This window comes from Pseudomonas sp. PDM20 (assembly GCF_014852575.3).
In the GTDB taxonomy this organism is placed as follows: Bacteria; Pseudomonadota; Gammaproteobacteria; order Pseudomonadales; family Pseudomonadaceae; genus Pseudomonas.
The window spans coordinates 6171197-6196908 of the sequence record NZ_CM181224.1 but is presented as its reverse complement, the minus strand read 5'-3'; the positions used below and the strand labels follow the sequence as shown (position 1 = coordinate 6196908).

Here is a 25712-nt window from a genome sequence, read left to right as displayed (position 1 = left end):
GCGGTGAGTAGGATCGGCGGAGCGGAGCGATACCCATGCTGTACGTGCTGAGATGATGGGTATCGCTGCGCCCCACGCCATCCTACGAAGAGAGCTCCCGACTCAGCCCCGATACAAACTCGGACTCGCCCCGCTCCAGCGCTGGAAGGCATGCCGGAAACTGGCCGTCTCGCTGTAGCCCAGCTGTTCGGCGATCAGGTAGATCGGCAGGTCGGTGTCCTTGAGCAACTGCCGCGCGCGGTCGAAGCGCACCTCGTCGAGCACCTGTTGATAGCTGGTGTTCTGCTGCTGCAGGTGCCTCCGCAGGGTGCGGGTGGAGCGGTGCAGGTGGCGCGCCACGGTGTCCAGGCTGGCGGTGTCCTGCAGGTGGCTCGCCAGGTGCTGGCGCAACTGGTCGAGCACATCGCCACGGGCGCTGAGCACCCCGCTCATGCGCAGGCACTGCTGCACGCCGTTGTGGCAACTGACCGGGTCGGCCAGCGGCAGCGGCCGGTCCAGCAGCGCCGGGCTGAAGCACAGCGCGCTGGTGGGCGCGCCGAAATCCACCGGGCACCCCAGGCGCTCGGTGTAGGTCTCCGCGTGCAGTGGCGGCCGATACGCCAGCAGCAGCCGACGAGGCCGCACCGACTCGCCGAGCAGGTCGCGGATCACCGTCAGCAGCGAAGTCAGGCACAGCTCGGTGTTGAACACCGTCAGCTCCGGCGCGTAGCGGTAGCCGTCGGCGGTCAGGTGGACCTCGTCGCCCTGCGGCGTCAGCGCCAGGCGGAAGTAGGTGCCAAGCAGCTCGGGGAACGACAGCGCCAGTTGCAGCGCATCGCGCAGGGTGCGGCTGGCGAGCATGCTGTAACCGAGGATGCCGTAAGCCGAGACATGCATGCGCAGGCCGAGGTAGAGGCCCAGCGCCGGATCGTGGTGGCAGTTCAGGGCGTTGGCGAAGACCCGCAGCTCCTGCGCGTGGGTGATCAGCTTTTCCGGCGTCAGCAGGTCCGCCTCGCCGATGCCGCTGCCCTCCAGCAGCTTCGGGCGCGGTACGCCGGCGTGATGCAGCACCTCGGTCGCCAGCACCACCGTGTGCAGGGTCGCCTGCTGGCGTTGTTCGGGAAGCAGGTGCTGGGCCATCGATACGCCTCTTGCAGTCGTTTGCAAAAGAAACACGGGACAGTCTTGCGCTAACCTGACTCTAGCCTGCCCGCAGCGGATGATGGCCTTTAAGTTTGGCTTCAGGCGCTGCTGTCACTCTGCCACGCCATCCCCACCCCGAGTCCCCCATGCGCCGTCTGCTCAAACCCCGTCGCCTGTTCCTGCTGCTGGCGCTGCTCACCCTGGCCGCGCTGCTCGCGCTGGGCCAGAGCTTTCGGGTCTACGAGCGCATCTGGTTCAAGTTCAACGAGTGGCGCCACGCTGCGCAGTGGCAGGAACAGTCCCTCTGGCTGCCCGACTACCGCGTGGTGCTGGAGGCGCAACCCATCGAGGGGCTCAAAGACAACGTCTCGGCGCTGACCTACGACCCGGATCGACAGACCCTGTTCACCGTCACCAACAAGCAGAACGAGTTGGTCGAGCTGTCACTGGAAGGCAAGGTGCTGCGCAGGATCGCGTTGCACGGCTTCGGCGACACCGAGGCCATCGAGTACATCAGCCGCAACGTCTATGTGATCACTGACGAAACCCACCAGCGGCTGATCCGCGTCGAGCTGCGCGACGATACCAAGGAGCTGCACATCGAAGACGCCCAGCAGCTCGCTCTGGCCCTGGGGCGCGGCGGCAACAGTGGCTTCGAGGGGCTGGCTTATGATTCGGTGGGCAAGCGCCTGTTCGTCGCCAAGGAGCGCCATCCCGTGCATATCTATGAGGTGCGTGGCTTTCCCTACGAGCAGTCGGAGCAACCCATCGCGGTGCATGTGGTGGAAGACCTCGAGCACAACCGCAACCTGTTCGTCCGCGATCTTTCCAGCCTGCAGTACGACGAGCGCAGCGGCCATCTGCTGGCGCTGTCAGACGAGTCCCGGCTGGTGCTGGAGCTGAGCGCCAATGGCGAGCCGATCAGCTCGCTGTCGCTGCTGCGCGGCATGCAGGGCCTGCGGCGCAGCGTGCCGCAGGCCGAGGGCATCGCCATGGGCGACCAGGGCACGCTGTACCTGGTCAGCGAGCCCAATCTCTTCTACGTGTTCAAGAAGCGCGAGGCGCACTGAAGGCGCCTCGCACTCAGGCGATCAGAACTGCCACTGCACGCCGAGGGAATAGGACGCCTGGCTGCCTTCGCTGTGGGCGAAGCGCGAGTTGGCCTCGGCGAACACGCCCAATTGCTCGGTGACTGCCAGCAGGGCACCGACCTGGGCGCGGCCGAAGTCCTTGTCCACATCGCCCAGATCGGCGACGCGGGTGCGACCATCGCCCAGAGCGGTCAGCGCGATGTCGTCCAGGCGCCCGTCGGCCAGCTCCTTCACCCAGCGCACGCTGGCGTAGGGCTGCACAGCCATGCGGTTGCCCAACGGCAGCTCGCCGCGCAGGCCCCAGCCGAGGCTGGCTTCGACCGAGTCGTAGTCCTGCTTCTCGTAGCCCAGCGCAGTACGCAGGTCGTCGTCCTCATTGAAGTCGTCGATGCGGTAGTGCACGAAGTCCAGCCCGCCCTGCGGCCCGGTCTTGATGCCAGCGACGTCGAAGTCGTAACCGCCGTCGACCCGCGCGCCCCAGAACCAGGCGTTGGTGTCGCCGTCGATGCGCTGGTCGAGCAGCACCGGGCCGTTGTTCGCCTTCAGGTATACCGAGCGCTTGCTGTCGAAGTCGGCGTAGCCGGCGCTCAGCTCGCCGCCCAGCCAGGCAGGACCGCCATCGTTGAGCAGGCCGTAGAGCCCCAGTTGCCAGGTTTCCGCTTCCAGGCGGGCGCTGTGGTCGAGGTTGTCGCGGCTGCGCTGGAAGCTCAGGCTGCCGCCGACGGTCACTGCCTCGCTGGCGCGGTAGTCGCCCAGCAGGTTGACGCCGGCACGGTGGGAGCGCGGGTCGCCGGGCATGTCGAAGCCGCTTTCGGGCGTGGTCTCACCTTCCACGCCGACGGCGCCGTCGAAGCTGCCGACCGGGCGCGAGCTGCCCAGCAGCGTCAGCCAGCGGCGGTCGTGCAGGCGGGTCAGGGCCAGGTGCTGGCGTTGCAGCTGGTCTTCCATCTGCCGTGCCGTGGCGCCGCCGGAGGCGGTGGAGGCAAGCAGGTCGGCATTGGTCAGCTCCAGCACCAGGCGCGTGAGCAGGCGCGAAAAGTCGCGCAGGCGCTGGTCGATGCGCTCCTGGCCGAAGGCGCCAGTGAGCACCTGCTCGTTGTCCAGCGCCGGGTTGTGCCAGGTGGCGCCACCGGGGATGGCGGGGTTGTCGGTCTGCTCGTAGCCGTCGAGATCGCCCAGCTCCCAGTTGGTGGCCTCGATGAACAGCACCGGGACATTCAGGCCCTCGAAACTTTCGCCGTCACTGCAGCAACCGGTGCCGGCGGGGTATTCCTCGTTCAGGCCGGGGTTGGTGAACAGCGGGATCTTCAGTTCCTGGGCGATGCGCAGGAGCTGGTCGCGGTAGGCGCCCAGCGCGGGGTTGTCGACGCTGTTGAGGCCGGCGTGGGCGTACATCTTGTCGCCGGTGATCAGGCTGTCGAGGTTGATCATGCCCAGCAGGTTGCTGCGCTGTTCGTCACTGAGGGCGGCAACGTAGGCGCGCGAACCGCGCAGGCCTTCCTCCTCGGCGCCGAAGCCGACCACTTCCAGGCCGTTCTCCAGGGCGACGCCGCCCAGGTTGCGGGCGATCTCGGTCAGCACGGCGGCGCCCGAGCCGTTGTCGTCCAGGCCCTGCAGGGTGGGACGGCCATAGTAGGTGTCGTAGTGGGCGCCCAGCACCACGTACTGGCCGCTGCTGCCCGGGGCGCTGGCGATGACGTTCTGCGAGCTGCGGTTGCCGGCCCAGGTGAAGTCCTGGACCTGCGTCTGGTAGCCGAAGCCCAGGCGCGACTGCATCAGCGCGGTGGCGCCGGCGAAGCTGGCAGTGCCGCGGTAGCGGCCGGGGTAATCGTTGATCAGGGTGTCGAGGGTGTCCCCGGCATACTCCCCGTATTCGTAGGCGCTGGCGTCGGTTGCCAGCGCAGCACAGCCCAGGCTGACCGCAACGGCTAAGGGTCTGAACACGGCACTTTCCTCTGTGTCGATTGGGATCGCATCGGTCTTCGATGCGTGCGCCGGAGGAAAGCAGGATGTGGACCGGTTCGCCGGAGATGGGCGGAATTTGACGCGTCAGTGACCGAGGGTGTCGCGCCACTGTAACAATGGTGATACACGGCCGGAGGCAAGGCCGGCCGTGCTGAGCGGGCGTGCGGGAGTGCTCACCGAAATGGTGCGCTGTCAGGTGTCGTCGCTGATCGGTGCTTCCGGCGCGTAACGCTTGACCGCCGCCACGCCGGCATCGGCGGTGGCCTTGCTGGCGTACATCTGGCTCTGCCCGACGACCTGGCCGTTGGTGGCCTTGAGCACGAAGTAGTGCTTGCCGTTGGTGGCGACCTTGACCTCGAAGGCGCCTTCGCGCTGGGAGTTCTTGCGCACCGACTCGATGCCGTCGATGGCCGAGGTCTTGGCCTTGTACAGCTCGCTGGTCAGGACGATCTCGCCGTTGCTGGCGTGCAGGTTGAAGTGGAACTGGCCATCACTGGCCTTCTTCAGATGGTACTTGGCGGCCATGCTGCATCTCCTTCCGGGAGGGTTGGGTCATCCCAGCGTAGACGGCAGCAGGCGCTCTGGAAGGCGCCATCCGGCGGATGGCGCTTGAGGGCATCAGACCTTGAGGGTCTTCACACCTTCGGCGGTGCCCAGCAGCAGCAGGTCAGCCGGGCGCGCGGCGAACAGGCCATTGGTGACCACGCCGACGATATTGTTGATCGCCTCTTCCAGCTGTACCGGGCTGTCGATGCGCAGGTTGTGCACGTCGAGGATGATGTTGCCGTTGTCGGTCAGCACGCCTTCGCGGTACACCGGGTCGCCGCCCAGCTTCACCAACTGGCGCGCCACGTGGCTGCGGGCCATGGGGATGACTTCCACCGGCAGCGGGAAGCCGCCGAGCATCGGCACCAGCTTGCTGGCGTCGGCGATGCAGATGAATTCCCTGGCGACCGCGGCGACGATCTTTTCGCGGGTCAGCGCGGCGCCGCCGCCCTTGATCAGTTCCAGGCGCTCGTTGGTCTCGTCGGCGCCGTCCACGTAGAACTCCAGCTCGCTGACGGTGTTCAGGTCATAGACCGGGATGCCGTGGCCCTTCAGGCGCTGGGCAGTGGCTTCGGAGCTGGCCACGGCGCCGTCGAACTCGGCCTTGTGCTTGGCCAGCAGGTCGATGAAGAAGTTGGCGGTGGAGCCGGTGCCCACGCCGACGATGCTCTTGCTGTCGAGGTGCGGAAGGATGTGGTCGACGGCGGCCTGGGCCACAGCCTGCTTGAGCTGATCCTGGTTCATGGCGAGGGTCTTCTTACCTGGGTGGGCGCAACGGCGCCGGAGAATGGTCGAAAGGGCGGATTATAGCGGTCGACGGCGCGCCGGTGTTGCGCCGCCGGGCAACTGTTATGGTCATCTGCGCGCGGATTGTTCGGTGGCCCGCGCCGCGCCGGCTGGAGTAGACTCGCGGTTCCTCGAAAAGCCGCCGATATAGCCCTTCCGATGCTCGAACAATACGTCAAGAAGATCCTCACCTCGCGTGTCTACGACGTTGCCGTGGAAACGCCCCTGCAGCCCGCCCGCCAGCTCTCCGAGCGCCTGGGCAACCAGATTCTGCTGAAACGCGAAGACCTGCAGCCGGTGTTCTCCTTCAAGATTCGCGGCGCCTACAACAAGCTGGCGCAACTGAGCCCGGAAGAACTCGCCCGCGGCGTCGTCACTGCTTCCGCCGGCAACCATGCCCAGGGCGTGGCGCTGGCCGCCCGCGAGCTGGGCATCAAGGCCACCATCGTGATGCCGCGCACCACGCCGGAGCTGAAGGTCCAGGGCGTACGCGCCCGTGGCGGTAAGGCCGTGCTGCACGGTGACGCCTTCCCCGACGCGCTGGCGCACTCGCTGAAGCTGGTGGAAGAAAAGGGCTACGTCTACATCCACCCCTACGACGATCCGGACGTGATCGCTGGCCAGGGCACCGTGGCCATGGAAATCCTCCGCCAGAACCCCGGCCGCATCGACGCGATCTTCGTGCCCGTTGGCGGTGGCGGCCTGATCGCCGGCATTGCCGCGTACGTGAAGTACCTGCGCCCGGAGATCAAGGTCATCGGCGTCGAGCCGGACGACTCCAACTGCCTGCAGGCCGCCATGGCCGCCGGCGAGCGCGTGGTACTCGGCCAGGTCGGGCTGTTCGCTGACGGCGTGGCCGTGGCGCAGATCGGCAAGCACAACTTCGAGCTGTGCAAGGACCATGTCGATGAAGTGATTACCGTCAGCACCGACGAAATCTGCGCGGCGATCAAGGACATCTACGACGACACCCGCTCGATCACCGAGCCGGCCGGCGCGCTGGCGGTGGCCGGGATCAAGAAGTACGTCGAGCGCGAAGGCGTGAAGGGCGAGACCCTGGTCGCCATCGATTCGGGCGCCAACATCAACTTCGACCGCCTGCGCCACGTGGCCGAGCGTGCGGAGCTGGGCGAGAAGCGCGAAGCGATCATCGCGGTGACCATCCCCGAGCGGCCGGGCAGCTTCAAGGCCTTCTGCGAGGCCATCGGCAAGCGCCAGATCACCGAGTTCAACTACCGCTACAACACCGACAGCGAAGCGCACATCTTCGTTGGCGTGCAGACGCACCCGGAGAACGACCCGCGCGCGGCACTGGTGCAGCAGTTGCAGGAGCAGGGCTTCCCGGTACTGGACCTGACCGACAACGAACTGGCCAAGCTGCACATCCGCCACATGGTCGGCGGTCATTCGCCGCGCGTCTCCGGCGAGCAGGTGTTCCGCTTCGAGTTCCCCGAGCGCCCCGGCGCGCTGTTCAACTTCCTCAACCGCCTGGGCGGGCGCTGGAACATCACCCTGTTCCACTACCGCAACCACGGCGCGGCCGATGGTCGCGTGGTCGCGGGCCTGCAGGTGCCGGAAGACGAGCGTCACCTGGTGGCGGCCGCGCTGGAAGAGATCGGCTACCCCTACTGGGACGAGACGGACAACCCGGCCTACCGCCTGTTCCTCGGCTGAGGATCGGGCAGGGGCGGCGCGACTGCTGCTAGGCTTGTCGAAACGCCGCCTTCTTCACAGGGAATTGAAATGGAAAGCCTGCAGACCTTCCGCATCCTCCACGGCATCGCCGCGGTGCTGCCGTTCCTGGCCATCATCGGCCTGGCCTGGTACGGCTGGCGCAGCTGGCGTGGCGGCGACGCCGGGGTGATCGCCAAGGCGCTGCAGCGCATCGGCCTGATCGGCTGGGTACTGGTGGCCGGCAGCGTCGCCAGCCTGCCGGTCACCGGCTACCGCATGGTGCAGACCGTCGGCTGGCCGCTGGGGCAGACCTGGCTGCTGGGCAGCGCCTGCCTGCTGATCGTCGCGACTATCTTCTGGCTGCTGTTCACCACCCGCCTGTGGCGCATCCGCGACCTGGCACTGGTGGCGCAGAGCAGTGGCGAGCCGATTGCATCGGGCGCCGCGCGGCAGTGGAAGTTCGGCCTGGCCTTCTTCGTGCTGGCGCTGCTTTGTGTGATCGCCATCCTGGTGCTGATGATCAGCAAGCCGGTGTGATGCCCACCGCGTGAACCTCTACCTGCTGCTCAAGACCCTTCATATCCTGTCTTCCACGCTGCTGTTCGGCACCGGGCTGGGCTCGGCCTACTACAGCTGGCGGGCCTGGCGCAGCGGCAACCTGGAAGCCATCCGCATCACCTTCCGCCATCTGGTCACCGCCGACTGGCTGTTCATCGCCACCACGGCGGTGTTCCAGCCGCTGAGCGGCATCGCCATGGCACATATGGCCGGCTGGCCGCTGGATTCGGGCTGGCTGTTGTGGAGCCTGGCGCTCTACGTGTTCGCCGGTGTCTGCTGGCTGCCGGTGGTGTGGCTGCAGATTCGCGTGCGCGACATGGCCGAGGCGGCGCACCGGGATGGTGCGGCGCTGCCGCCCAGGGCCTTCCTCTATATGCGCTGGTGGTTCGCCCTGGGCTGGCCGGCGTTCCTGGCCTTCCTGGCGATCTTCTACCTGATGGTCAACAAGGGCTTCTGAGCCCTCAGCGCGGGTTGGTGGGCCCTCAGCGCAGGTTGACGAGCGCTCAGCCGCGCAGGCTGATCACCGGCCAGCCGCGCTCGGTGGCGGTGGCGCGCAGGGTGTCGTCGGGGTCGACGGCTACCGGATTGGCCACCAGCTCCAGCAGCGGCAGGTCGTTGCGCGAGTCGCTGTAGAAATAGGCGTCGTCCAGCTTCAGGCCGGTCTCTTCGAGCCAGCGGTTGAGGCGGGTCACCTTGCCGCCCTGGAAGCAGGGCACGTCGAAGGTGCGGCCGGTGTAGAGGCCATCGAGCATTTCGCACTCGGTGGCGATCAGGGTTTCCACGCCCAGGCGCGCGGCAATCGGGCCGGTGACGAAGCGGTTGGTGGCGGTGATGATCACCAGCTTGTCGCCCGCAGCGCGGTGCTCGGCCAGCAGGGCCTCGCCCTTGGCCAGGACGATGGGCTCGATCACCTCCTGCATGAACTGGCGGTGCCAGGTGTCCAGCTGGTCCAGGCTGTTGCGGCCCAGGATCGCCTGGGTGAAGGCCTGGTAGGCGAACACGTCGAGGGTGCCGGCCAGGTAATCGGCATAGAAGGCATCGTTGCGTGCCTGGTACTCGCCGGCGTCCACCAGAGCGCGCTGGCACAGCCATTCGCCCCAGCTGTGGTCGCTGTCGCCGGCCAGAAGGGTGTTGTCGAGATCGAAGAGAGCCAGTCGCACGATGGATTACCGCCAGTTGCCAATACGGAAAAGTCGCCTAGAGTAACGGCTTTTGCCCACCCGGCACAGGACGCCGCAGCCCGCGTTGCCGCTGTCACAAGCTTTGTGGAACAATGCGGGCACACGCGATTTCGAGGATGTACCGCCGTGATCGATCCCGATGGTTTTCGCCCCAATGTCGGCATCATCCTTTGCAACGATGTCGGACAGGTACTGTGGGCACGGCGCATCAACCAGGAAGCCTGGCAATTTCCCCAGGGCGGCATCAACGCCCGAGAAACCCCTGAGGAAGCGCTGTACCGCGAACTGAACGAAGAAGTCGGCCTGGAAGAGCAGGACGTCAAGATCCTCGCCTGTACCCGGGGCTGGCTGCGTTACCGCCTGCCGCAACGCCTGGTGCGCACCAACAGCCAGCCGCTGTGCATCGGGCAGAAACAGAAGTGGTTCCTTCTGCGCCTGACCGGCGAGGAAAGCCGGGTGCGCATGGATGTCACCGGCAAACCCGAATTCGACGGCTGGAAATGGGTGAGCTACTGGTACCCGCTGGGCCAGGTCGTGACCTTCAAGCGCGAGGTCTACCGCCGGGCTCTGAAGGAATTGGCACCGCGCCTGCTGGCGCGCGACTAGCACGAAGTTCAAGGAGTTAGACCCCCACGCCATGCTCAACACGCTGCGTAAGATCGTCCAGGAAGTGAACTCCGCCAAGGACCTCAAGGCGGCGCTGGGCATCATCGTGCTGCGGGTCAAGGAGGCCATGGGCAGCCAGGTGTGCTCGGTCTACCTGCTCGACCCGGAGAGCAACCGCTTCGTGCTGATGGCCACCGAGGGCCTGAACAAGCGCTCCATCGGCAAGGTCAGCATGGCGCCCAACGAGGGCCTGGTCGGCCTGGTCGGCACCCGCGAAGAGCCGCTGAACCTCGAGAACGCCTCCGAACACCCCCGTTACCGCTACTTCGCCGAGACCGGCGAGGAACGCTACGCCTCCTTCCTTGGCGCGCCGATCATCCACCACCGTCGGGTGATGGGTGTTCTGGTTGTGCAGCAGAAGGAAAAGCGCCAGTTCGACGAAGGCGAGGAAGCCTTCCTCGTCACCATGAGCGCGCAACTCGCCGGCGTAATCGCCCACGCCGAGGCAACCGGCTCGATCCGCGGCCTGGGCAAGATGGGCAAGGGCATCAGCGAAGCCAAGTTCGTCGGCGTTCCTGGCGCCCCCGGCGTGGCCGTGGGCAAGGCCGTGGTGGTGCTGCCGCCGGCTGATCTCGAAGTCGTCCCGGACAAACCCATCGATGACGTCGAGGCCGAGGTCGAGCGCTTCAAGCAGGCGCTGGAATCGGTTCGCGAGGACATGCGCAACCTCTCCAGCAAGCTGGCTACCCAGCTGCGCAAGGAAGAGCGGGCGCTGTTCGACGTCTACCTGATGATGCTCGATGACGCCTCCATCGGCCTTGAGGTCAAGCGCATCATCCGCACCGGCCAGTGGGCACAGGGCGCCCTGCGCCAGGTGGTCATGGAGCACGTGCAGCGCTTCGAGCTGATGGACGACGCCTACCTGCGCGAGCGTGCATCGGACGTCAAGGACATCGGCCGGCGCATCCTGGCGTACCTCCAGGAAGAGCGTAAGCAGTCGCTGACCTACCCCGACCAGACCATCATCGTCAGCGAGGAGCTGTCGCCGGCCATGCTCGGCGAAGTGCCCGAAGGCAAGCTGGTGGGCCTGATCTCGGTACTCGGCTCGGGCAACTCCCACGTCGCCATCCTTGCCCGCGCCATGGGCATCCCGACCGTCATGGGCGCGGTCGACCTGCCGTATTCCAAGGTCGACGGCATCGACCTGATCGTCGACGGCTACCACGGCGAGATCTACACCAACCCGTCGCCGCAGCTGGTCAAGCAGTACGGCGAAGTGGTCGCCGAAGAGAAGGAACTGAGCAAGGGCCTGGCCGCGCTGCGCGAGCTGCCCTGCGAGACGCTGGACGGCCATCGCATGCCGCTGTGGGTCAACACCGGCCTGCTGGCGGACGTCGCGCGCGCCCAGGAGCGCGGTGCCGAAGGGGTCGGCCTGTACCGCACCGAAGTGCCGTTCATGATCAACGACCGCTTCCCCAGCGAGAAGGAGCAGCTCGCCATCTACCGCGAGCAGCTCTCCGCCTTCCACCCGCTGCCGGTGACCATGCGCACCCTGGATATCGGCGGCGACAAGGCGCTGTCCTACTTCCCGATCAAGGAAGACAACCCCTTCCTCGGCTGGCGCGGCATCCGCGTCACCCTCGACCACCCGGAAATCTTCCTGGTGCAGACCCGTGCCATGCTCAAGGCCAGTGAAGGCCTGGACAACCTGCGCATCCTGCTGCCGATGATCTCCGGCACCCACGAGCTGGAAGAGGCGCTGCACCTGATCCACCGCGCCTGGGGCGAAGTGCGCGACGAAGGCGTCGACATCCCCATGCCGCCGATCGGCATGATGGTGGAGATCCCTGCGGCCGTGTACCAGACCCGCGAACTGGCGCGCCAGGTGGACTTCCTCTCGGTCGGCTCCAACGACCTGACCCAGTACCTGCTGGCCGTGGACCGCAACAACCCGCGTGTCGCCGACCTCTACGACTACCTGCACCCGGCGGTGTTGCAGGCGCTGAAGAAGGTGGTCGATGACTCCCACGCCGAAGGCAAGCCGGTGAGCATCTGCGGCGAGATGGCCGGTGACCCGGCCGCTGCCGTGCTGCTGATGGCCATGGGCTTCGACTCGCTGTCGATGAACGCCACGAACTTGCCCAAGGTTAAATGGCTGTTGCGCCAGATGACCCTGTCCAGGGCTCGCGAACTGCTCAGCCAGCTGATGACTTTCGACAACCCGCAGGTTATCCACAGCTCGCTGCACCTCGCCCTGCGCAACCTGGGGCTGGGCCGTGTGATCAACCCGGCGGCGACCATCCAGGCCTGACGCGGCGACAGTTCTTTACGAAAGCCACCTGCGGATCCGTGCATGACCGCAGGGCAGATGAAGTAACAGGGCCGGATCACCGGCCAGGACGCAGCTTATGGAAGAGCTCGACCAGCCGCCTTGCACGGACACCGGCGCCAGCGCCCGCACCCTGCGCTATGCCCTGAGCATCGTCAGCGATGGCATCTGGGACTGGGACATCCGCAGCAACCATGTCACTCGCAGTCCGGGCTGGTACGCCATGCTCGGCTATGACCCCGACAGCCTCCCGGAAAACGTCGCCACCTGGCACGAGATCATCCATCCCGAGGACTTCTCCCGCGTGATGTTCGCCTTCGATGCCTATGTGCAGGGGCGCAGCGGCGTCTACCGCGAGGAGTACCGCTGCCGCTGCCTGGACGGAAACTACCTGTGGGTCAGCGATCACGGGCGCTTCTTCGAGTTCGACGAGGCGGGCAAGCCGACGCGGATGATTGGCGCGCACCGCAACATCCACGAGCGCAAGCTCGCAGAGCTGGAGCTGCAGGAGAAGAATCACGAGCTGCACCAGCTCAACCTGAGCCTGGAGTACCTGGTGCTGCAGCGCACCGAAGCCCTGCGCCAGGCCAATCAGGCGCTGGCCGAACAGGCCGCCGTTGCCCTGCGTCTCTCCGAGATCGACCCGCTGACGCAGATCGCCAACCGCCGGCGTTTCGAGCAGCAGTTGCACGCCGAATGGCAGCGTCTGCAGCGCCACGGCCACGGCTGCTCACTGATGATGTTCGACCTCGACCACTTCAAGCGCATCAACGACAGCCTTGGTCACCCGGCCGGCGACCGCGTGCTGGTGGCGGTGGCCGAAGTGGTGCGGCGGCGTCTGCGCGAGGAGGACTGCTTCGCCCGCTGGGGCGGCGAGGAATTCATCGTGCTGCTGCCGGAAACCACCTGCGAAGCGGCGCGCGAACTGGCCGAGCGGCTGCGCATGAGCCTGCGCCGGGCCGATATCTCACTGCCGACCCAGCTCACCGCCAGCTTCTCGGTGACGGCGATGCAGCCCGGCGAGGACCTGTCGGTGATGCTGCGTCGCCTGGACGAAGGGCTTTACCGCGCCAAGGCCCAGCGCGACTGCATCGTCACCTGCTAGAGAGCCAGGGCCACTTCACCCAGACGAGCTCCGCTAGGGCCGAAGCTGTGCTCCAGCAGCTCGCGGCGGCCGTCCGCGTGAACGATAAGCGCGGTGCTGGCGCGGGTGCCGTAGGTCGGGCTGGCGATGAATACGCTGGAGAGCAGGCGCTCCGTGACCAGGCCGACGCCGGTTTCCGGCAGTTCGGCATCGGCGGGCTGGCGGTTGTCGCGCAGCAGGGCGACGAGTGAGCGGGTGTCGGGTGCGTCCAGTACCGCCTCCAGCCCTTGGCGGGCGCTGAGCAGCTTCGGCCAGGGCGTATTCAGCGCAGCGTTGGAGAGCCCGTGTACACCCGGCGCCACCGCCACCGGCGGGCCGACGCGGGGATTGAAGTAGCAGAGCTGCGCACTGTCGCCCACCAGCAAGTTGAAGCCGCTGTAATCCGTCGCGCGCCGGGCGACCTGCTGCAGGTACTCCAGCGGTGCCTGCCGGCCCTGCAGGAAGGCTGCCACCAGCTCTCCACGGGAGCGCGGGCCCAGTGGCTGGCCAGGATCGCGCACGTTGGTCAGGGCGGCGAAGCGGCCGTCCGGCGCCACGCCCAGCCAGGTACCGCCGGCCTCCAGGTCGCGACCGGCATAGACGCCGGGATAATCCTCCCAGGCCGCCAGCGGCAGGGTCGGTCGGGCGTAGAACTCATCGCGGTTGGCCGCGACGATCAGGGGCGTGGCGTGGCCGGGACGCCAGGCGAAGACGATCAGGCACATGGGTCGAACTCCGTAGTGTCCCGGCAGTCTATCAACATCCGCCGATGTCCCGGAGTGGCTGGAGCGCCCGGGAGCCTTCGGCTACCATGCCCGCTTTATTGCCCGAGGTTGCCCATGGAGTTCGTGCTCTACCTGGTGCTTGGCGCCTGCGCTGGCGTGCTCGCCGGCCTGTTCGGCGTTGGCGGCGGGTTGATCATCGTCCCGGCCCTGGTGTTCAGCTTCGGTGCCCACGGTTTCTCGCCCGACGTGCTGACCCAGATGGCGGTCGGCACTTCTCTGGCGACCATCGTCTTCACCTCGATCAACTCGATCATCGAACACCATCGCCGTGGCGCGGTGCGCTGGCCGGTGTTCGCCTGGATGACGGTCGGCATCCTGGTCGGCAGCGCGCTGGGCGCGGTCACCGCGTCGAAGATCCAGGGCCCGGTGCTGCAGAAGATCATCGGGACCTTCGCCGTGCTGGTGTCGATCCAGATGGCACTGGGCCTGCAGCCCAAGGGCGCGCGCGAGCTGCCGGGGCGCTTCGGCCTGGGCGTGGCCGGTGGCGTGGTGGGCTGGGCTTCGGCGATTTTCGGCATCGGCGGCGGCTCGCTGACCGTGCCTTTCCTGACCTGGCGTGGGGTCTCCATGCAACAGGCGGTTGCGACTTCCTCGGCGTGCGGCCTGCCGATCGCCATCGCCGGCGCGATATCCTTCATCGCTGTCGGCTGGCACAACGACAAGCTGCCGGAGATGAGCCTGGGCTTCGTCTACCTCCCGGCGCTGGTGGGCATTGCCCTCACCAGCATGTTCTTCGCCCGCATCGGGGCACGGCTAGCGCATCGCCTGCCACCCCTGGTGCTCAAGCGTTTGTTCGCCCTGCTGCTGTTCAGCGTGGGCATGAGTTTCCTGATCTGAGTTCCTGCTAGGAGAAGCGGATGCTGCCTTATCCACAGATCGACCCGGTTGCCGTAGCGCTCGGGCCGCTGAAAATCCACTGGTACGGCCTGATGTACCTGATCGGCATCGGCGGCGCCTGGCTGCTGGCGTCGCGCAAGCTGAAGGATTTCGATCCGACCTGGACCAAGGAGAAACTCTCCGACCTGGTCTTCTGGGTCGCGTGCGGCGTGGTCCTGGGCGGTCGCCTGGGCTACGTGCTGTTTTACAACCTGGACGAGTACATCGCCAACCCGACGCTGATCTTCGAGGTGTGGAAGGGCGGCATGTCGTTCCACGGCGGGTTGATCGGCGTGATGCTGGCCACCTGGTGGTTCGGCAAGCGCAACAACAAGAGCTTCTTCCAGCTGATGGATCTGATCGCGCCGCTGGTGCCGATCGGCCTGGGCGCCGGGCGTATCGGCAACTTCATCAACGGCGAGCTGTGGGGCAAGGTGACCGACGTGCCCTGGGCGATGATCTTCCCCACCGGCGGCCCGGAGCCGCGCCACCCGTCGCAGCTGTACCAGTTCGCGCTGGAAGGCGTGGCGCTGTTCGTCGTGCTCTGGCTGTTCACCCGCAAGCCGCGCCCGACCGCCTCGGTGTCCGGCCTGTTCGTGCTGTGCTACGGCATCTTCCGCTTCATCGTCGAGTTCGTCCGCGTGCCGGATGCCCAGTTGGGCTACCTGGCCTGGGGCTGGCTGACCATGGGCCAGGTGCTGTGTGTACCGATGGTCCTAGGCGGCATCGCGCTGATGGTTTGGGCCTACCGCCGCGCCCCCGCGCAGCCGGCCGCGAGCTGAGTTTCGCCTGAATGAAAAAGCCCGCCGATTGGCGGGCTTTTTCGTTGAGGCCAGCTTAGGGTGCTGCTCCCTCTATGTAGGATGGTGTGGAGCGAAGCGATACCCATCAATTTGCTTATCGGTTCTGCCGATGGGTATCGCAAGCTCCACCCATCCTACATTCGTGCTCGCGAACCGAACTCCCCTGCGGGGGCGGGCTCGCGAGCAATATCGATGGCGTCGCCCCTGCTCCTACAGGATGGGCTCGACGAGCAGCAGCACACCGTCCTGCCCGGTCACGCGCACCTGCGCGCCGGCGGGCAGGTCAGGCCCGCTGACCAGCCAGACGCTGTCACCGACGCGGATCTTGCCGCGCCCGCCGACGATGGCGTCATGCAGGGCGAACTGCCGGCCGACCAGCTCGCTGCCGCGACGGTTGAGGCTGGAGGGTACGGCCTGGCGCTTGTTGAGGCGCTGGTGGTTCCACCAGTAGAGCGCGGTGAGGATCGCCAGCACGCCGAAGGCCAGGCACTGCCAGATCCAGTCCAGCCCCGGCAGCAGGAACGACAGCACGCCGGTCAGCGCCGCGGCGATGCCGATCCACAGCAGGTAGCCGCCGGCACCGAAGATTTCCAGGATCAGCAGGACAATGCCCAGGCCCAGCCAGTCCCAGAAACCGAGGTTCTGGAGAAAGGCAGCCATCAGCTACGGCCCTTGGTTTCGCCGAAGGTGGCCTTGACGATCTCGCCGATGCCGCCGACCGCGCCGATCACCTGGCTGGCTTCCAGCGGCATCAGCACGATCTTGCTGTTGTTGGAGCTGGCCAGCTGGCCAAGGGCGTCGACGTACTTCTGTGCGACGAAGTAGTTGATCGCCTGCACGTTGCCGCTGGCGATGGCTTCGGAGACCACCTGGGTCGCCTTGGCCTCGGCCTCGGCCTGGCGCTCGCGCGCTTCGGACTCGAGGAAGGCCGACTGGCGCAGGCCCTCGGCCTCGAGGATCTGTGCCTGCTTCTTGCCCTCGGCGGTGAGGATTTCCGCGGCGCGGCGGCCTTCGGCTTCGAGGATCTGCGCGCGCTTCAAGCGCTCGGCCTTCATCTGGCTGGCCATGGCTTCCACCAGGTCGGCCGGCGGGCTGATGTCCTTGATCTCGATACGGGTGACCTTCAGGCCCCAGGGTGCGGTGGCCTCGTCGACGGTGCGCAGCAGGCGCTCGTTGATCGCGTCGCGCTGGCTGAGCATGTGGTCCAGCTCCATGGAGCCGAGCACGGTGCGGATGTTGGTCATCACCAGGTTGCGCACGGCGTTTTCCAGCCCGCTGACTTCATACGCCGCCTGCGCCGCGTCGACCACCTGGAAGAAGCACACGGCGTCGATCTGCACGATGGCGTTGTCGGCGCTGATGGCCTCCTGCGGCGGCACGTCGAGCACGCGCTCCATCATGTTGATCTTCTGGCCGACGCGGTCCACCACCGGAATGATGATGCTCAGGCCCGGCTTCAGGGTGACGGTGTAGCGGCCGAAGCGCTCGATGGTCCATTCGAAGCCCTGGGGCACGACCTTGAACCCCATGAGGACGATGACGATGGCGAGGATGACGAACAGCAGGGCGACACTGCCGATTTCCATGCAAAGGACTCCTTGTCTGGCTTGGATGAAGAGGGTCGAGTGTAACCGAACCGGTGTACCGGGCAGGCATGCAGGAAATTCCAGCAGGCGCCTGCGGAGTTTTCCTCAGGCGCCTGACCGGCGGCCTACTTCTGCTCGCTTTGCGGTGTGACCCGCATGACTTCCTCGATGGTCGTCAGGCCGGCGGCCACCTTCTGCGCGCCGGACAGCCGCAGGCTGCGCATGCCTTCCTTGAAGGCCTGACGGCGCAGCGGGATGAGGTCGGTGTCGGCGGTGATCAGCTCTTTCAGCGATTCGCTCAGCAGCATGATCTCGTACACGCCGGCGCGTCCGCGGTAGCCGGTGTCGCGGCACTCCAGGCAGCCGACGGCCTGGTGCGCGCCGGTGGGCAGCGGGGCGTTCCACGGGCGGGTGACTTCCTGCCAGTCCTCCTCGTGCAGCTCCATCGGCGCCTTGCAGTGCGGGCAGAGGGTACGCACCAGGCGCTGGGCCATGACGCCGAGCACGGTGGCGCGGATCAGGTAGTAGGGCACGCCCAGTTCGAGCAGGCGGGTGATGGCGGTGGGTGAGTCGTTGGTGTGCAGGGTGGAGAGCACCAGGTGGCCGGTGAGCGCCGCCTGGATCGCCATTTCGGCGGTCTCCAGGTCGCGGATTTCGCCGACCATGATGATGTCCGGGTCCTGACGCAGCAGGGCACGCACGCCGCTGGCGAAGGTCAGGTCGATGTTGTGCTGCACCTGCATCTGGTTGAACGAGGGCTCGATCATCTCGATCGGGTCCTCGATGGTGCAGAGGTTCACTTCATCCGTGGCAAGCTGCTTGAGCGTGGTGTAGAGCGTGGTGGTCTTGCCCGAACCGGTGGGGCCGGTGACCAGGATGATGCCGTTGGGCTGGCTGGTCATGCTCTCCCAGCGGCGCAGGTCGTCGGGGGAGAAGCCGAGCTGGTCGAAGGACTTGAGCAGTACCTCGGGGTCGAAGATCCGCATCACCATCTTCTCGCCGAAGGCCGTGGGCAGGGTCGACAGGCGCAGCTCCACTTCGGCGCCATCCGGGGTCTTGGTCTTCACCCGGCCGTCTTGTGGCTTGCGCTTCTCGGCGACGTTCATCCGGCCCAGGGACTTCAGGCGGCTGACCACCGCCATGCTGACCTGTGGCGGGAACTGGTAGACGTTGTGCAGCACGCCGTCGATGCGGAAGCGCACGGTGCCCTGCTCGCGGCGCGGCTCGATGTGGATATCGCTGGCGCGCTGCTGGAAGGCGTACTGGAACAGCCAGTCGACGATGGTGACGATGTGCGCATCGTTGGCATCGGGCTCCTGGTCGTTGGCGCCCAGGTTGAGCAGTTGCTCGAAGTTGCCGATGCCGCTGATCTTCTGGTCTTGCGAGCTGGCGCCGGTCACCGATTTGGCGAGGCGGTAGAACTCCACCGTGAAGCGCTGGATATCCACCGGGTTGGCGACTACGCGCCTGATCGGGCGCTTGAGCACGTGGGTGAGGTTGCTCTCCCAGGCGTGCACGAACGGCTGCGCACTGGCGATGGTGACTTCATCCGGCGCCACCGCGACCGCGAGGATCTGGTGGCGCTGGGCGAAGGCGTAGGACATCAGCGGGGTGACGGCGGCGACGTCGATCTTCAGCGGGTCGATGCGCAGGTAGGGCTGCCCGGAAAAGTCCGCCAGCCACCTCACCAGGGTGTCCAGGTCCAGCTTGTGCCCGGGCCGCTGGCGGTCCGCGACCTGCTGCGCGGCGAGGAATTCCAGCGGGTGCTGCTGGTTCTTCACGGCGCTGCGGCGGATCGCCAGGCACTGCTCGGCGTCATCCTGGGCGACGCGGCCCTGGGTGACCAGCTCGCGCAGGATGTCGCCCAGGTCGAGCGGACGGTCCTGGGCGGATGGGGCAAAGACGGACATGCGGACTCCCTACTTCCAGTGGCGGGTCACAGGCCCGCAGCAATGCCGGGCCAGCTTATTTCAAAAGCGCCTTCCACGGCTTGAGGGTCAGCACAGTATGGGCCTGGGCCGCGAGGGCATCCAGGCGCCCCTCGGCGTCGGGAGTGACGAGCAGCTCCTGCAGCTTGGCCAGTTCGCCGTACAGGCGGTCGGTTTCCGGCAGCTCCAGCACGTTGCGCGCCAGGCGCAGCCAGACCAGCATGCGCTGCAGGCGCGGCAGTTGGTCGGCGAGCACTTCGGGCAGTTGCTGGGCGCGTTGCAGCGGCATGGCCTGGGCCTCTTCGGCCAGGGTGCGCTGCAGCCACTTGCCGACGGCGGAACCGCCCAGGCGGTTGGCGCGTTCGTTGCGCTCGGTGGCCCAGCCCTTGCCCAGCAGCCAGCGCGAGGTGCTCAGGGAGAACTGACCCCAGCGCAGGTTGGCCAGTTCCTCGCGGAAGGCGGCCGGCATCTGCTGGCGCACGGCGTCGTCGTGGCGACCCTGTTCGATGCGCGGCTGCCAGTCGGCGATCAGCGCGTCGAGGGCAGCACGCAGCTCGCGGGTGCTGGCGCGCGGCACGGCCTGGCCGAGGCTGCCGAGCAGGGCGCGCAGGTCGACCAGTTGCTGCAGCCAGCTTTCCAGCAGGCTCCAGTGGCCGTTGAAGCGGTATTGCTCGGCGAGGCGCTGGCTGCTGCCCAGCAGCGACCAGGACAGCGCGGCGAAGGCGCCGTCCAGCGGGGTTTCATGCAGCAGCTTCTGGGTGTCGGGCTGGATGCTGTAGCTGGCCGGGTCGAACAGGCGGTAGCCGCGCTCGGCCTTGCTGATGTCGCAGGGCATCAGCGCCAGGTCCGCGGCCAGTTCGATGGCCAGTTCCAGCAGCGCCTCGGGCTCGCCCTGGCGCAGTTCCAGTTCCAGCTCGCAGATTTCCTCTTCCTGCTTGCCGGCGATGACCTTGCCCAGGTCCAGCGCGGCCTCGATCACCACCTTGGCCTTGCCGCGACCCCAGGCGATCTCGGCGCGCTGGCGGGTGAAGTCGGTGCTGAAGATCGGCTTCAGGCTCTTCTTGTCCAGGTCGGCGAGGGCGGCCGGCCAGCACTGGTCGTCGAGTTTCTTCAGGTCGAGCTTGTTCTTCTCCAGGTACCAGTCCCATTCGTTGCGCTCGGACAAGCCGGCCACGCTCTGGCCGCGGGTCTTCAGGGTCTGGATGAACTGCTCGCCATCCTTGCGCATGCGCAGCGCCACGCGGGCGCGGGCCAGGTCGCGGCCGGGGGTGTCGTAATACTGGTTGAACAGCTCGCGGGGCTCCCAGCCGGATTTGTTGCGCTTCTTCAGCGCCGGGTGATCGCGCAGGGCTTCGAGGGTCTCGCGGCTGACGCGCAATTTGATTTCGGTTTCTTTCTGCATGGCGGGGGTCCGGTTCAGAGCGGACGCGCCCGGATTCCCGGCCTCTTGTAGCAAGGACGGAACGACGGGCGCGAAAAAGGCTTCAAAGTCATGCAGTTTACAGGACTTCAGCGTTCCTGCCGGGCGCCGCGAGGTTTTACCGCACCGCCGCATGGTCCATAGTGGAGTCCATCTTCTGGAGAAAGCCATGCCGTTGCCGCCGCTCAAACAACGCTTCGCCGAGCTGATCTCAATCCCCTCGGTCAGCTGCACCCAGCCCGCACTGGACCAGTCCAACCGCCCGGTGGTCGAGTTGCTGGGCAACTGGCTGGTGGACCTGGGCTTCGCCTGCGAGCTGCAGCCGGTGTCGCCGGGAAAGTTCAACCTGGTCGCTACCCTGGGCAGTGGCCCCGGCGGCCTGGTGCTGGCCGGGCACACCGATACCGTGCCCTACGACGAGGCCCTGTGGAAAAGCGACCCGCTGGGCCTGGACGAACGCGACGGGCGCTGGTTCGGCCTGGGCTCCTGCGACATGAAGGGCTTCTTCGCCCTGGCCATCGAAGCGCTGCTGCCATTGCTCGATCAGCCGTTCAAACAGCCGCTGATCATCCTTGCCACCTGCGACGAGGAAAGCTCCATGGCCGGCGCCCGTGCGCTGGCCGAGGCCGGGCGGCCGCTGGGCCGTGCGGCGGTGATCGGCGAGCCGACCAACCTCAAGCCGATCCGCCTGCACAAGGGCGTGATGATGGAGCGCATCGACATCCTCGGGCAGAGCGGCCACTCCTCCGACCCGAGCCTGGGGCGCAGTGCGCTGGAGGCGATGCAGGCGGTGATGGGCGAATTGCAGGGCCTGCGCAACCAGTGGCAGCAGGAGTTCAGCAACCCGCAGTTCAGCGTGCCGCAGCCGACCCTCAACCTGGGCTGCATCCACGGCGGCGACAACCCCAACCGCATCTGCGGCCAGTGTGCGCTGGAGTTCGACCTGCGCCCGCTGCCCGGCATGCAGCCCGAAGCCCTGCGCCAGGCCATCCGTGAGCGGCTCAAGCCGGTCGCCGAGCGCCATGCGGTGAAGATCGACTACGCTCCGCTGTTCCCCGCCGTGCCACCCTTCGAGGAACCGGCACAGAGCGAGCTGGTGCGGCTGGCCGAAAGTCTGACCGGGCACACGGCACAAGCGGTAGCCTTTGGCACCGAAGCACCGTATCTTCAGCAGCTCGGCTGCCAGACCCTGGTGCTGGGCCCCGGCGACATCGCCTGCGCCCACCAGCCGGACGAACACCTCGAGCTCGACCGCATCGAGCCATGCGTGGAACTGCTGCGCGGCCTGATCCGTCACTACTGTTTATGAAAGGCAGTCGCTGAAGAGCAGTCCGCAACAACTGTCGATGAAGAGTTGCCTGTAGAGCGCCCCGGTAACGGGCCCAACCTATCCAAGAGGAGAAACCTGTCGATGTGCATGCGACGACGATAACCGCGCCGCCCTGGCCGAACTCCGGCCGCATCCGACAGATTTCCGCCCACTCGAACGACAGGCTTTTCAAGCAATGCACGACTACGTCAACTGGCTGCGCCACGCCTCGCCCTATATCAATTCGCACCGGGATTGCACCTTTGTGGTGATGCTCCCCGGCGAGGGCGTCGAAGACCCCAATTTCGGCAATATCGTCCACGACCTGGTGCTGCTGCACAGCCTCGGCGTGCGCCTGGTGCTGGTGCATGGCTCGCGCCCGCAGATCGAGGCGCGCCTGGCTTCCCACGGGCTGGCGCCGCGCTTCCACCGTGGCCTGCGGGTCACCGATGCGCCGACCCTGGACTGCGTGATCGACGCCGTCGGCAGCCTGCGCATCTCCATCGAAGCGCGCCTGTCCATGGACATGGCCGCCTCGCCGATGCAGGGCTCGCGCCTGCGCGTGACCGCCGGCAACTTCGTCACCGCGCGGCCGATCGGCGTGGTCGACGGCATCGACTATCACCACACCGGCGAAGTGCGGCGGATCGACCGCAAGGGCATCAACCGCCAGCTCGACGAGCGCAGCATCGTGCTGCTCTCGCCGCTGGGCTATTCGCCCACCGGGGAAATCTTCAACCTCGCCTGCGAAGACGTGGCCATGCGCGCGGCCATCGACCTGGGCGCAGACAAGCTGATCCTCTATGGAGCCGAGCGCGGCCTGATGGACGATGCCGGCAAGCTGGTGCGAGAGCTGCGCCCGCAGCAGGTGCCGGCGCACCTGGAGCGCCTCGGTGCGAGCTACCAGGGTGAGCTGCTGGATGCTGCTGCCCAGGCCTGTCGCGCGGGTGTGCGCCGCAGCCATATCGTCAGCTACACCGAAGACGGTTCGCTGCTCAGCGAGCTCTTCACCCGCACCGGCAACGGCACCCTGGTCGCTCAGGAGCAGTTCGAGCAACTGCGCGAAGCGGGCATCGAGGACGTTGGCGGACTGCTGGAGCTGATTCGTCCGCTGGAAGAGCAGGGCATCCTGGTGCGCCGTTCCCGCGAGGTGCTGGAACGCGAGATCGAGCAGTTCAGCATCGTCGAACGCGAAGGACTGATCATTGCCTGCGCGGCGCTCTATCCCATCGCCGATTCGGATTCCGGCGAGCTGGCATGCCTGGCGGTGAACCCGGAGTACCGCCACGGCGGACGCGGCGATGACCTGCTGGAGCGCATCGAGCAGCGCGCGCGTAACCTCGGCCTGAAGACCCTCTACGTCCTCACCACGCGGACTGCCCACTGGTTCCGCGAGCGCGGCTTCCAGCCCAGCAGCGTGGAGCGCCTGCCGGCGGCGCGAGCGTCGCTGTACAACTACCAGCGCAACTCCCAGGTGTTCGAGAAGACCCTCTGATCAGGTTTTCGCCTGTTGCCTCAGCGAATACCTGATCTGCACCTTCAGCGGTAGCGCCTTGCACGGCGCTGCCTGGGTTCGGAGCTGGCGCAGGCGCTCGCTGCCATCGAGCCAGCCGGCTTCCCAGCTGGCGGCCAGGACATCATGGTCAGGCCGACGGGGCCGGCGTTCGAGCAGTGCTTCCAGATAGCCTTGCTGGTAGGCGGTCTCCAGCTGGTGGAGGGTCCAGAGGGATGAAGGGGAACTCATGGAGCGCTTTCCTGAGAAGGCTTGCGCGGATCGCGCCGGTCGTGCCGGTCGCGATCCGCAGGGAGGGGGATTTTCTCCCCGCCCTCTCAGGATGCCGATCAGAACTCTATGAGCTGTGTGTCAGCGATTTCCTGCTCTATCAGACGCTGATCAGACCCAGGATGCTCGCCTGGTAGGCGGCCACGAAGGTGTCGAAATCGCCTTCGGGCTGTTTCTCCAGCTCCGCCTGTTCGGCCAGGGATTGGCTGGCCATGCCTTCGAAGCGCGCCTGCTCTTGCGTCGGCAGGGGTTCGCTCTGCAGCGTTTCGGCGTGCTGGCGGCTGTAGCGCAGGGCGAAGGCTTCGAAGCTCTCGCCACGTTCACGCATCTCCGCCAGGACCTTCGCCGATGGCGTCAGGTCGGCGTCGGCGACCTTGGCGCGCTGCTCGGCCAGGCTCTGCGCGTGCAGGCTGCTGCCGTTGGCACGGTCGAGCAGATCGATGATCGGCGCGATGGCGTCGAGCAGGGCGCCCGCCCACTCCTTCATCTCGACCGGCTGGCCGCCGCGCTCCAGCTTCAGGCCCGGGCGACGACCTTCCTTGACCACCTTGAGGAAATTGCTGGTGGCCGAGCCGCACTCGCAACCGCCCAGCGGCGGGCTGTCGGACAGCGCGCAGTAGAGCAGGAAGGCGTCGAGGAAGCGGGCTTCGGTGACGTCGATGCCCAGCGGCAGGAAGGGGTTGATGTCCAGGCAGCGCGCCTCGACGTACTGCACGCCACGGGCCATCAGCGCCTGGATCGGGCGCTCGCCGGTGTAGGTGACGCGTTTCGGGCGGATGCTCGAGTAGTACTCGTTCTCGATCTGCAGGATGTTGGTGTTCAGCTGAACCCATTCGCCATCGACCTTGGTGCCGACCTTCTCGTACGGCGCATACGGCGTGCTGACTGCGCGGCGCAGGCTGTCGATGTAGCTGTCCAGATCGTTGTAGCAGGGCGTCAGGCCGGCCTGGGCGTTGTTCTGGTAGCCCAGGTCGCTCATGCGCAGGCTGGTGGCGTAGGGCAGGTAGAGGGTGTGCTCGTCGAAGGCTTCCAGGCCGTGCGGACGGCCACGCAGGAAGCCGGCGTCCAGGGCCGGCGATGCGCCGAACAGGTACATCAGCAGCCAGCTGTAGCGGCGGAAGTTGCGGATCATCGCGATGTAGCGGTGCGACTGGAAGTCCCGCGCGCTCTTCTCGCTGCCTTCTTCCTCGCGCAGCAGCTCCCAGATGCCCTCGGGCAGGGAGAAGTTGTAGTGGATGCCGGCGATGCACTGCATGGTCTTGCCGTAGCGCAGGGCCAGGCCCTTGCGGTAGACGTATTTCAGGCGGCCGATGTGCGAGCTGCCATAGCGGGCGATCGGGATGGTCTCTTCATCCGGCAGCTCGCAGGGCATGGACGGGCTCCACAGGTATTCGCCGTCGAGCTTGCCGCTGGCGAAACGGTGGATGTCACCCAGCTCGTCCAGGGTCTTCTCGACGCTGGTGGACGTCGAGGTGATGAACTCCAGCAGCGACTCGGAGTAGTCCGTGGTGATCTGCGGGTTGGTCAGCGCCGAGCCCAGGGCACGTGGGTGCGGGGTCAGGGCGAGCTTGCCGCGTTCATCGACGCGCAGGCATTCGCGCTCGATACCGTGCAGGCACTGGGTGAGCAGGGACAGGTTGGCGGCATCGCCAAGCAGGGCCAGGCGGCGGGAGAGTTGGTCGCTCAAGTTGGAAGTCCTTCACACGGCAATCGCCCCACTATGGGGGTGGACTGGGCGGTCTACAAGGGGAGAACACAACCGGCGTGGTCGCCTGGCTTGGGGAGACGCCGCGCCGACGCCCGCCTTTCGCGGGCTCCGGACTACAGCATAGGTCAGTTGCGCCGAGGCTATTTACAGCTGCGCGAAGGTGCCTTGTCCCTTGGCGACCAGCTTGTCGCCCTGGTGGATGTCGGCCTCGACCACCAGCGAACGACGCCCGGCGTGCAGGACTTTCGCCACACAGCGCACTTCGCCTTCGGCGACCGCGCGGATGTAGTTGATCTTGCACTCCAGGGTGACGCTCTGCCGGTCGAAACCATGGGCGCTGGAGCAGGCCAAGCCCATGGTCATGTCCATCAGCGTGAAGAGCGCGCCGCCGTGCATGACGTTACCGCGGTTGCGCAGGTGCTCGGCCATCGGCAGGAGCACCTCGGCTTCGCCGTCAGCGACACGGATCGGCTGCACGCCGATGGTTTCGCTGAAGCGGCTGATCATCAGCTCGCGGGCGGGCATCTCGCTCA

Annotated in this window: 24 protein-coding genes; 11 read left to right on the top strand and 13 right to left on the bottom strand. The window is 66.6% G+C overall.

The features are described from left to right. Positions 1 to 102: 102 nt before the first annotated feature. Positions 103 to 1119: an AraC family transcriptional regulator gene (locus IB261_RS28475; RefSeq protein ID WP_081515263.1), complete on the bottom strand. Its 1017-nt coding sequence runs from the start codon at positions 1117 to 1119 to the stop codon at positions 103 to 105. A gap of 149 nt (positions 1120 to 1268) precedes the next feature. Between IB261_RS28475 and IB261_RS28470 the strand changes: the two genes are divergently transcribed. Continuing rightward, the gene (locus IB261_RS28470; RefSeq protein WP_192383628.1) at positions 1269 to 2192 is read left to right on the top strand and encodes an SdiA-regulated domain-containing protein; all 924 of its coding nucleotides are present in this window, start codon (positions 1269 to 1271) and stop codon (positions 2190 to 2192) included. 21 nt (positions 2193 to 2213) lie between these two features. Here IB261_RS28470 and IB261_RS28465 read toward each other — a convergent pair whose 3' ends face one another. The 3 genes from IB261_RS28465 to rpiA all read right to left on the bottom strand — a co-directional run bounded on the left by IB261_RS28465 (position 2214) and on the right by rpiA (position 5468). After that, positions 2214 to 4157, bottom strand: a complete 1944-nt coding sequence (locus IB261_RS28465) for an autotransporter outer membrane beta-barrel domain-containing protein (protein ID WP_192383629.1) — start codon at positions 4155 to 4157, stop codon at positions 2214 to 2216. 213 nt (positions 4158 to 4370) lie between these two features. Then, positions 4371 to 4703: a YegP family protein gene (locus IB261_RS28460; RefSeq protein ID WP_081515266.1), complete on the bottom strand. Its 333-nt coding sequence runs from the start codon at positions 4701 to 4703 to the stop codon at positions 4371 to 4373. Between the two features lie 93 nt (positions 4704 to 4796). Continuing rightward, on the bottom strand, positions 4797 to 5468 hold the full coding sequence (rpiA, locus tag IB261_RS28455) for a ribose-5-phosphate isomerase RpiA (protein ID WP_081515267.1): 672 nt from the start codon (positions 5466 to 5468) through the stop codon (positions 4797 to 4799). Between the two features lie 201 nt (positions 5469 to 5669). On the opposite strand from rpiA, the gene ilvA reads away from it, so the two are divergent. The 3 genes from ilvA (at position 5670) to IB261_RS28440 (ending at position 8199) form a co-directional block, all read left to right on the top strand. Next, positions 5670 to 7184 carry a threonine ammonia-lyase, biosynthetic gene (ilvA, locus tag IB261_RS28450; protein ID WP_230986085.1) on the top strand — a complete coding sequence of 505 codons (1515 nt, stop codon included), beginning with the start codon at positions 5670 to 5672 and terminating at the stop codon, positions 7182 to 7184. A gap of 69 nt (positions 7185 to 7253) precedes the next feature. Then, positions 7254 to 7721 carry a DUF2269 domain-containing protein gene (locus tag IB261_RS28445; protein WP_192225112.1) on the top strand — a complete coding sequence of 156 codons (468 nt, stop codon included), beginning with the start codon at positions 7254 to 7256 and terminating at the stop codon, positions 7719 to 7721. 10 nt (positions 7722 to 7731) lie between these two features. Further along, positions 7732 to 8199, top strand: a complete 468-nt coding sequence (locus tag IB261_RS28440) for a DUF2269 family protein (RefSeq protein ID WP_192225113.1) — start codon at positions 7732 to 7734, stop codon at positions 8197 to 8199. Between the two features lie 46 nt (positions 8200 to 8245). Here IB261_RS28440 and IB261_RS28435 read toward each other — a convergent pair whose 3' ends face one another. Then, a complete protein-coding gene (locus IB261_RS28435) occupies positions 8246 to 8902 on the bottom strand; it encodes a histidinol-phosphatase (RefSeq protein ID WP_192383630.1) in 657 nt (218 codons plus the stop codon). A 147-nt stretch (positions 8903 to 9049) separates the two neighbouring features. On the opposite strand from IB261_RS28435, the gene IB261_RS28430 reads away from it, so the two are divergent. The 3 genes from IB261_RS28430 to IB261_RS28420 all read left to right on the top strand — a co-directional run bounded on the left by IB261_RS28430 (position 9050) and on the right by IB261_RS28420 (position 12963). After that, entirely contained in the window at positions 9050 to 9529 is a 480-nt protein-coding gene (locus tag IB261_RS28430; RefSeq protein ID WP_017520843.1) for an RNA pyrophosphohydrolase, read from the top strand. Between the two features lie 31 nt (positions 9530 to 9560). Next, on the top strand, positions 9561 to 11840 hold the full coding sequence (gene ptsP / locus IB261_RS28425) for a phosphoenolpyruvate--protein phosphotransferase (protein ID WP_081515272.1): 2280 nt from the start codon (positions 9561 to 9563) through the stop codon (positions 11838 to 11840). A gap of 97 nt (positions 11841 to 11937) precedes the next feature. Continuing rightward, positions 11938 to 12963: a sensor domain-containing diguanylate cyclase gene (locus IB261_RS28420; RefSeq protein ID WP_081515273.1), complete on the top strand. Its 1026-nt coding sequence runs from the start codon at positions 11938 to 11940 to the stop codon at positions 12961 to 12963. Here IB261_RS28420 and IB261_RS28415 read toward each other — a convergent pair. Continuing rightward, complete coding sequence (locus IB261_RS28415; protein ID WP_192383631.1) at positions 12960 to 13706, bottom strand: NRDE family protein; 747 nt, start codon at positions 13704 to 13706, stop codon at positions 12960 to 12962. The genes IB261_RS28420 and IB261_RS28415 overlap by 4 nt on opposite strands. A gap of 114 nt (positions 13707 to 13820) precedes the next feature. On the opposite strand from IB261_RS28415, the gene IB261_RS28410 reads away from it, so the two are divergent. Both IB261_RS28410 and lgt read left to right on the top strand, forming a co-directional pair. Continuing rightward, on the top strand, positions 13821 to 14603 hold the full coding sequence (locus IB261_RS28410) for a sulfite exporter TauE/SafE family protein (RefSeq protein WP_192383632.1): 783 nt from the start codon (positions 13821 to 13823) through the stop codon (positions 14601 to 14603). Between the two features lie 20 nt (positions 14604 to 14623). Next, on the top strand, positions 14624 to 15424 hold the full coding sequence (gene lgt, locus IB261_RS28405) for a prolipoprotein diacylglyceryl transferase (RefSeq protein WP_045215607.1): 801 nt from the start codon (positions 14624 to 14626) through the stop codon (positions 15422 to 15424). 231 nt (positions 15425 to 15655) lie between these two features. Here the strand turns inward: lgt and IB261_RS28400 are convergent, their stop codons facing one another. The 4 genes from IB261_RS28400 to IB261_RS28385 all read right to left on the bottom strand — a co-directional run bounded on the left by IB261_RS28400 (position 15656) and on the right by IB261_RS28385 (position 20361). After that, positions 15656 to 16105 carry an NfeD family protein gene (locus IB261_RS28400; RefSeq protein WP_192383633.1) on the bottom strand — a complete coding sequence of 150 codons (450 nt, stop codon included), beginning with the start codon at positions 16103 to 16105 and terminating at the stop codon, positions 15656 to 15658. Continuing rightward, positions 16105 to 17031: an SPFH domain-containing protein gene (locus IB261_RS28395; protein ID WP_081515277.1), complete on the bottom strand. Its 927-nt coding sequence runs from the start codon at positions 17029 to 17031 to the stop codon at positions 16105 to 16107. Before IB261_RS28395 ends, IB261_RS28400 begins: the two co-directional genes overlap by 1 nt. A gap of 125 nt (positions 17032 to 17156) precedes the next feature. Next, positions 17157 to 18941: a type IV pilus assembly ATPase TfpB gene (gene tfpB / locus IB261_RS28390; protein WP_081515278.1), complete on the bottom strand. Its 1785-nt coding sequence runs from the start codon at positions 18939 to 18941 to the stop codon at positions 17157 to 17159. Positions 18942 to 18996: 55 nt separating this feature from the next. Beyond that, positions 18997 to 20361 (bottom strand): CYTH domain-containing protein, encoded by a 1365-nt coding sequence (locus IB261_RS28385; RefSeq protein WP_192383634.1) that lies wholly within the window; start codon positions 20359 to 20361, stop codon positions 18997 to 18999. A 187-nt stretch (positions 20362 to 20548) separates the two neighbouring features. Between IB261_RS28385 and argE the strand changes: the two genes are divergently transcribed. Together argE and argA are read left to right on the top strand one after the other, a co-directional pair. Further along, positions 20549 to 21688: an acetylornithine deacetylase gene (argE, locus tag IB261_RS28380; RefSeq protein WP_151188667.1), complete on the top strand. Its 1140-nt coding sequence runs from the start codon at positions 20549 to 20551 to the stop codon at positions 21686 to 21688. A 196-nt stretch (positions 21689 to 21884) separates the two neighbouring features. Beyond that, complete coding sequence (gene argA / locus IB261_RS28375) at positions 21885 to 23183, top strand: amino-acid N-acetyltransferase (RefSeq protein ID WP_081515281.1); 1299 nt, start codon at positions 21885 to 21887, stop codon at positions 23181 to 23183. On the opposite strand, the gene IB261_RS28370 is transcribed toward argA, so the two are convergent. The 3 genes from IB261_RS28370 to IB261_RS28360 form a co-directional block, all read right to left on the bottom strand. After that, a complete protein-coding gene (locus IB261_RS28370; RefSeq protein ID WP_192225407.1) occupies positions 23184 to 23432 on the bottom strand; it encodes a hypothetical protein in 249 nt (82 codons plus the stop codon). A gap of 139 nt (positions 23433 to 23571) precedes the next feature. Continuing rightward, positions 23572 to 25158 carry a glutamate--cysteine ligase gene (gshA, locus tag IB261_RS28365; protein ID WP_151188666.1) on the bottom strand — a complete coding sequence of 529 codons (1587 nt, stop codon included), beginning with the start codon at positions 25156 to 25158 and terminating at the stop codon, positions 23572 to 23574. A gap of 165 nt (positions 25159 to 25323) precedes the next feature. Beyond that, complete coding sequence (locus IB261_RS28360) at positions 25324 to 25686, bottom strand: PaaI family thioesterase (protein WP_405307451.1); 363 nt, start codon at positions 25684 to 25686, stop codon at positions 25324 to 25326. Positions 25687 to 25712: the final 26 nt, after the last annotated feature.

Bases quoted from the DNA above. Each gene is read 5' to 3' on its own strand.
- IB261_RS28475 (WP_081515263.1), bottom strand. From the start codon at position 1,119: ATGGCCCAGCACCTGCTTCCCGAACAACGCCAGCAGGCGACCCTGCAC.
- IB261_RS28470 (WP_192383628.1), top strand. From the start codon at position 1,269: ATGCGCCGTCTGCTCAAACCCCGTCGCCTGTTCCTGCTGCTGGCGCTG.
- IB261_RS28460 (WP_081515266.1), bottom strand. From the start codon at position 4,703: ATGGCCGCCAAGTACCATCTGAAGAAGGCCAGTGATGGCCAGTTCCAC.
- rpiA (WP_081515267.1), bottom strand. From the start codon at position 5,468: ATGAACCAGGATCAGCTCAAGCAGGCTGTGGCCCAGGCCGCCGTCGAC.
- ilvA (WP_230986085.1), top strand. From the start codon at position 5,670: ATGCTCGAACAATACGTCAAGAAGATCCTCACCTCGCGTGTCTACGAC.
- IB261_RS28445 (WP_192225112.1), top strand. From the start codon at position 7,254: ATGGAAAGCCTGCAGACCTTCCGCATCCTCCACGGCATCGCCGCGGTG.
- ptsP (WP_081515272.1), top strand. From the start codon at position 9,561: ATGCTCAACACGCTGCGTAAGATCGTCCAGGAAGTGAACTCCGCCAAG.
- IB261_RS28420 (WP_081515273.1), top strand. From the start codon at position 11,938: ATGGAAGAGCTCGACCAGCCGCCTTGCACGGACACCGGCGCCAGCGCC.
- IB261_RS28415 (WP_192383631.1), bottom strand. From the start codon at position 13,706: ATGTGCCTGATCGTCTTCGCCTGGCGTCCCGGCCACGCCACGCCCCTG.
- IB261_RS28410 (WP_192383632.1), top strand. From the start codon at position 13,821: ATGGAGTTCGTGCTCTACCTGGTGCTTGGCGCCTGCGCTGGCGTGCTC.
- lgt (WP_045215607.1), top strand. From the start codon at position 14,624: ATGCTGCCTTATCCACAGATCGACCCGGTTGCCGTAGCGCTCGGGCCG.
- IB261_RS28400 (WP_192383633.1), bottom strand. From the start codon at position 16,105: ATGGCTGCCTTTCTCCAGAACCTCGGTTTCTGGGACTGGCTGGGCCTG.
- IB261_RS28395 (WP_081515277.1), bottom strand. From the start codon at position 17,031: ATGGAAATCGGCAGTGTCGCCCTGCTGTTCGTCATCCTCGCCATCGTC.
- tfpB (WP_081515278.1), bottom strand. From the start codon at position 18,941: ATGTCCGTCTTTGCCCCATCCGCCCAGGACCGTCCGCTCGACCTGGGC.
- IB261_RS28385 (WP_192383634.1), bottom strand. From the start codon at position 20,361: ATGCAGAAAGAAACCGAAATCAAATTGCGCGTCAGCCGCGAGACCCTC.
- argE (WP_151188667.1), top strand. From the start codon at position 20,549: ATGCCGTTGCCGCCGCTCAAACAACGCTTCGCCGAGCTGATCTCAATC.
- argA (WP_081515281.1), top strand. From the start codon at position 21,885: ATGCACGACTACGTCAACTGGCTGCGCCACGCCTCGCCCTATATCAAT.
- IB261_RS28370 (WP_192225407.1), bottom strand. From the start codon at position 23,432: ATGAGTTCCCCTTCATCCCTCTGGACCCTCCACCAGCTGGAGACCGCC.
- IB261_RS28360 (WP_405307451.1), bottom strand. From the start codon at position 25,686: ATGATCAGCCGCTTCAGCGAAACCATCGGCGTGCAGCCGATCCGTGTC.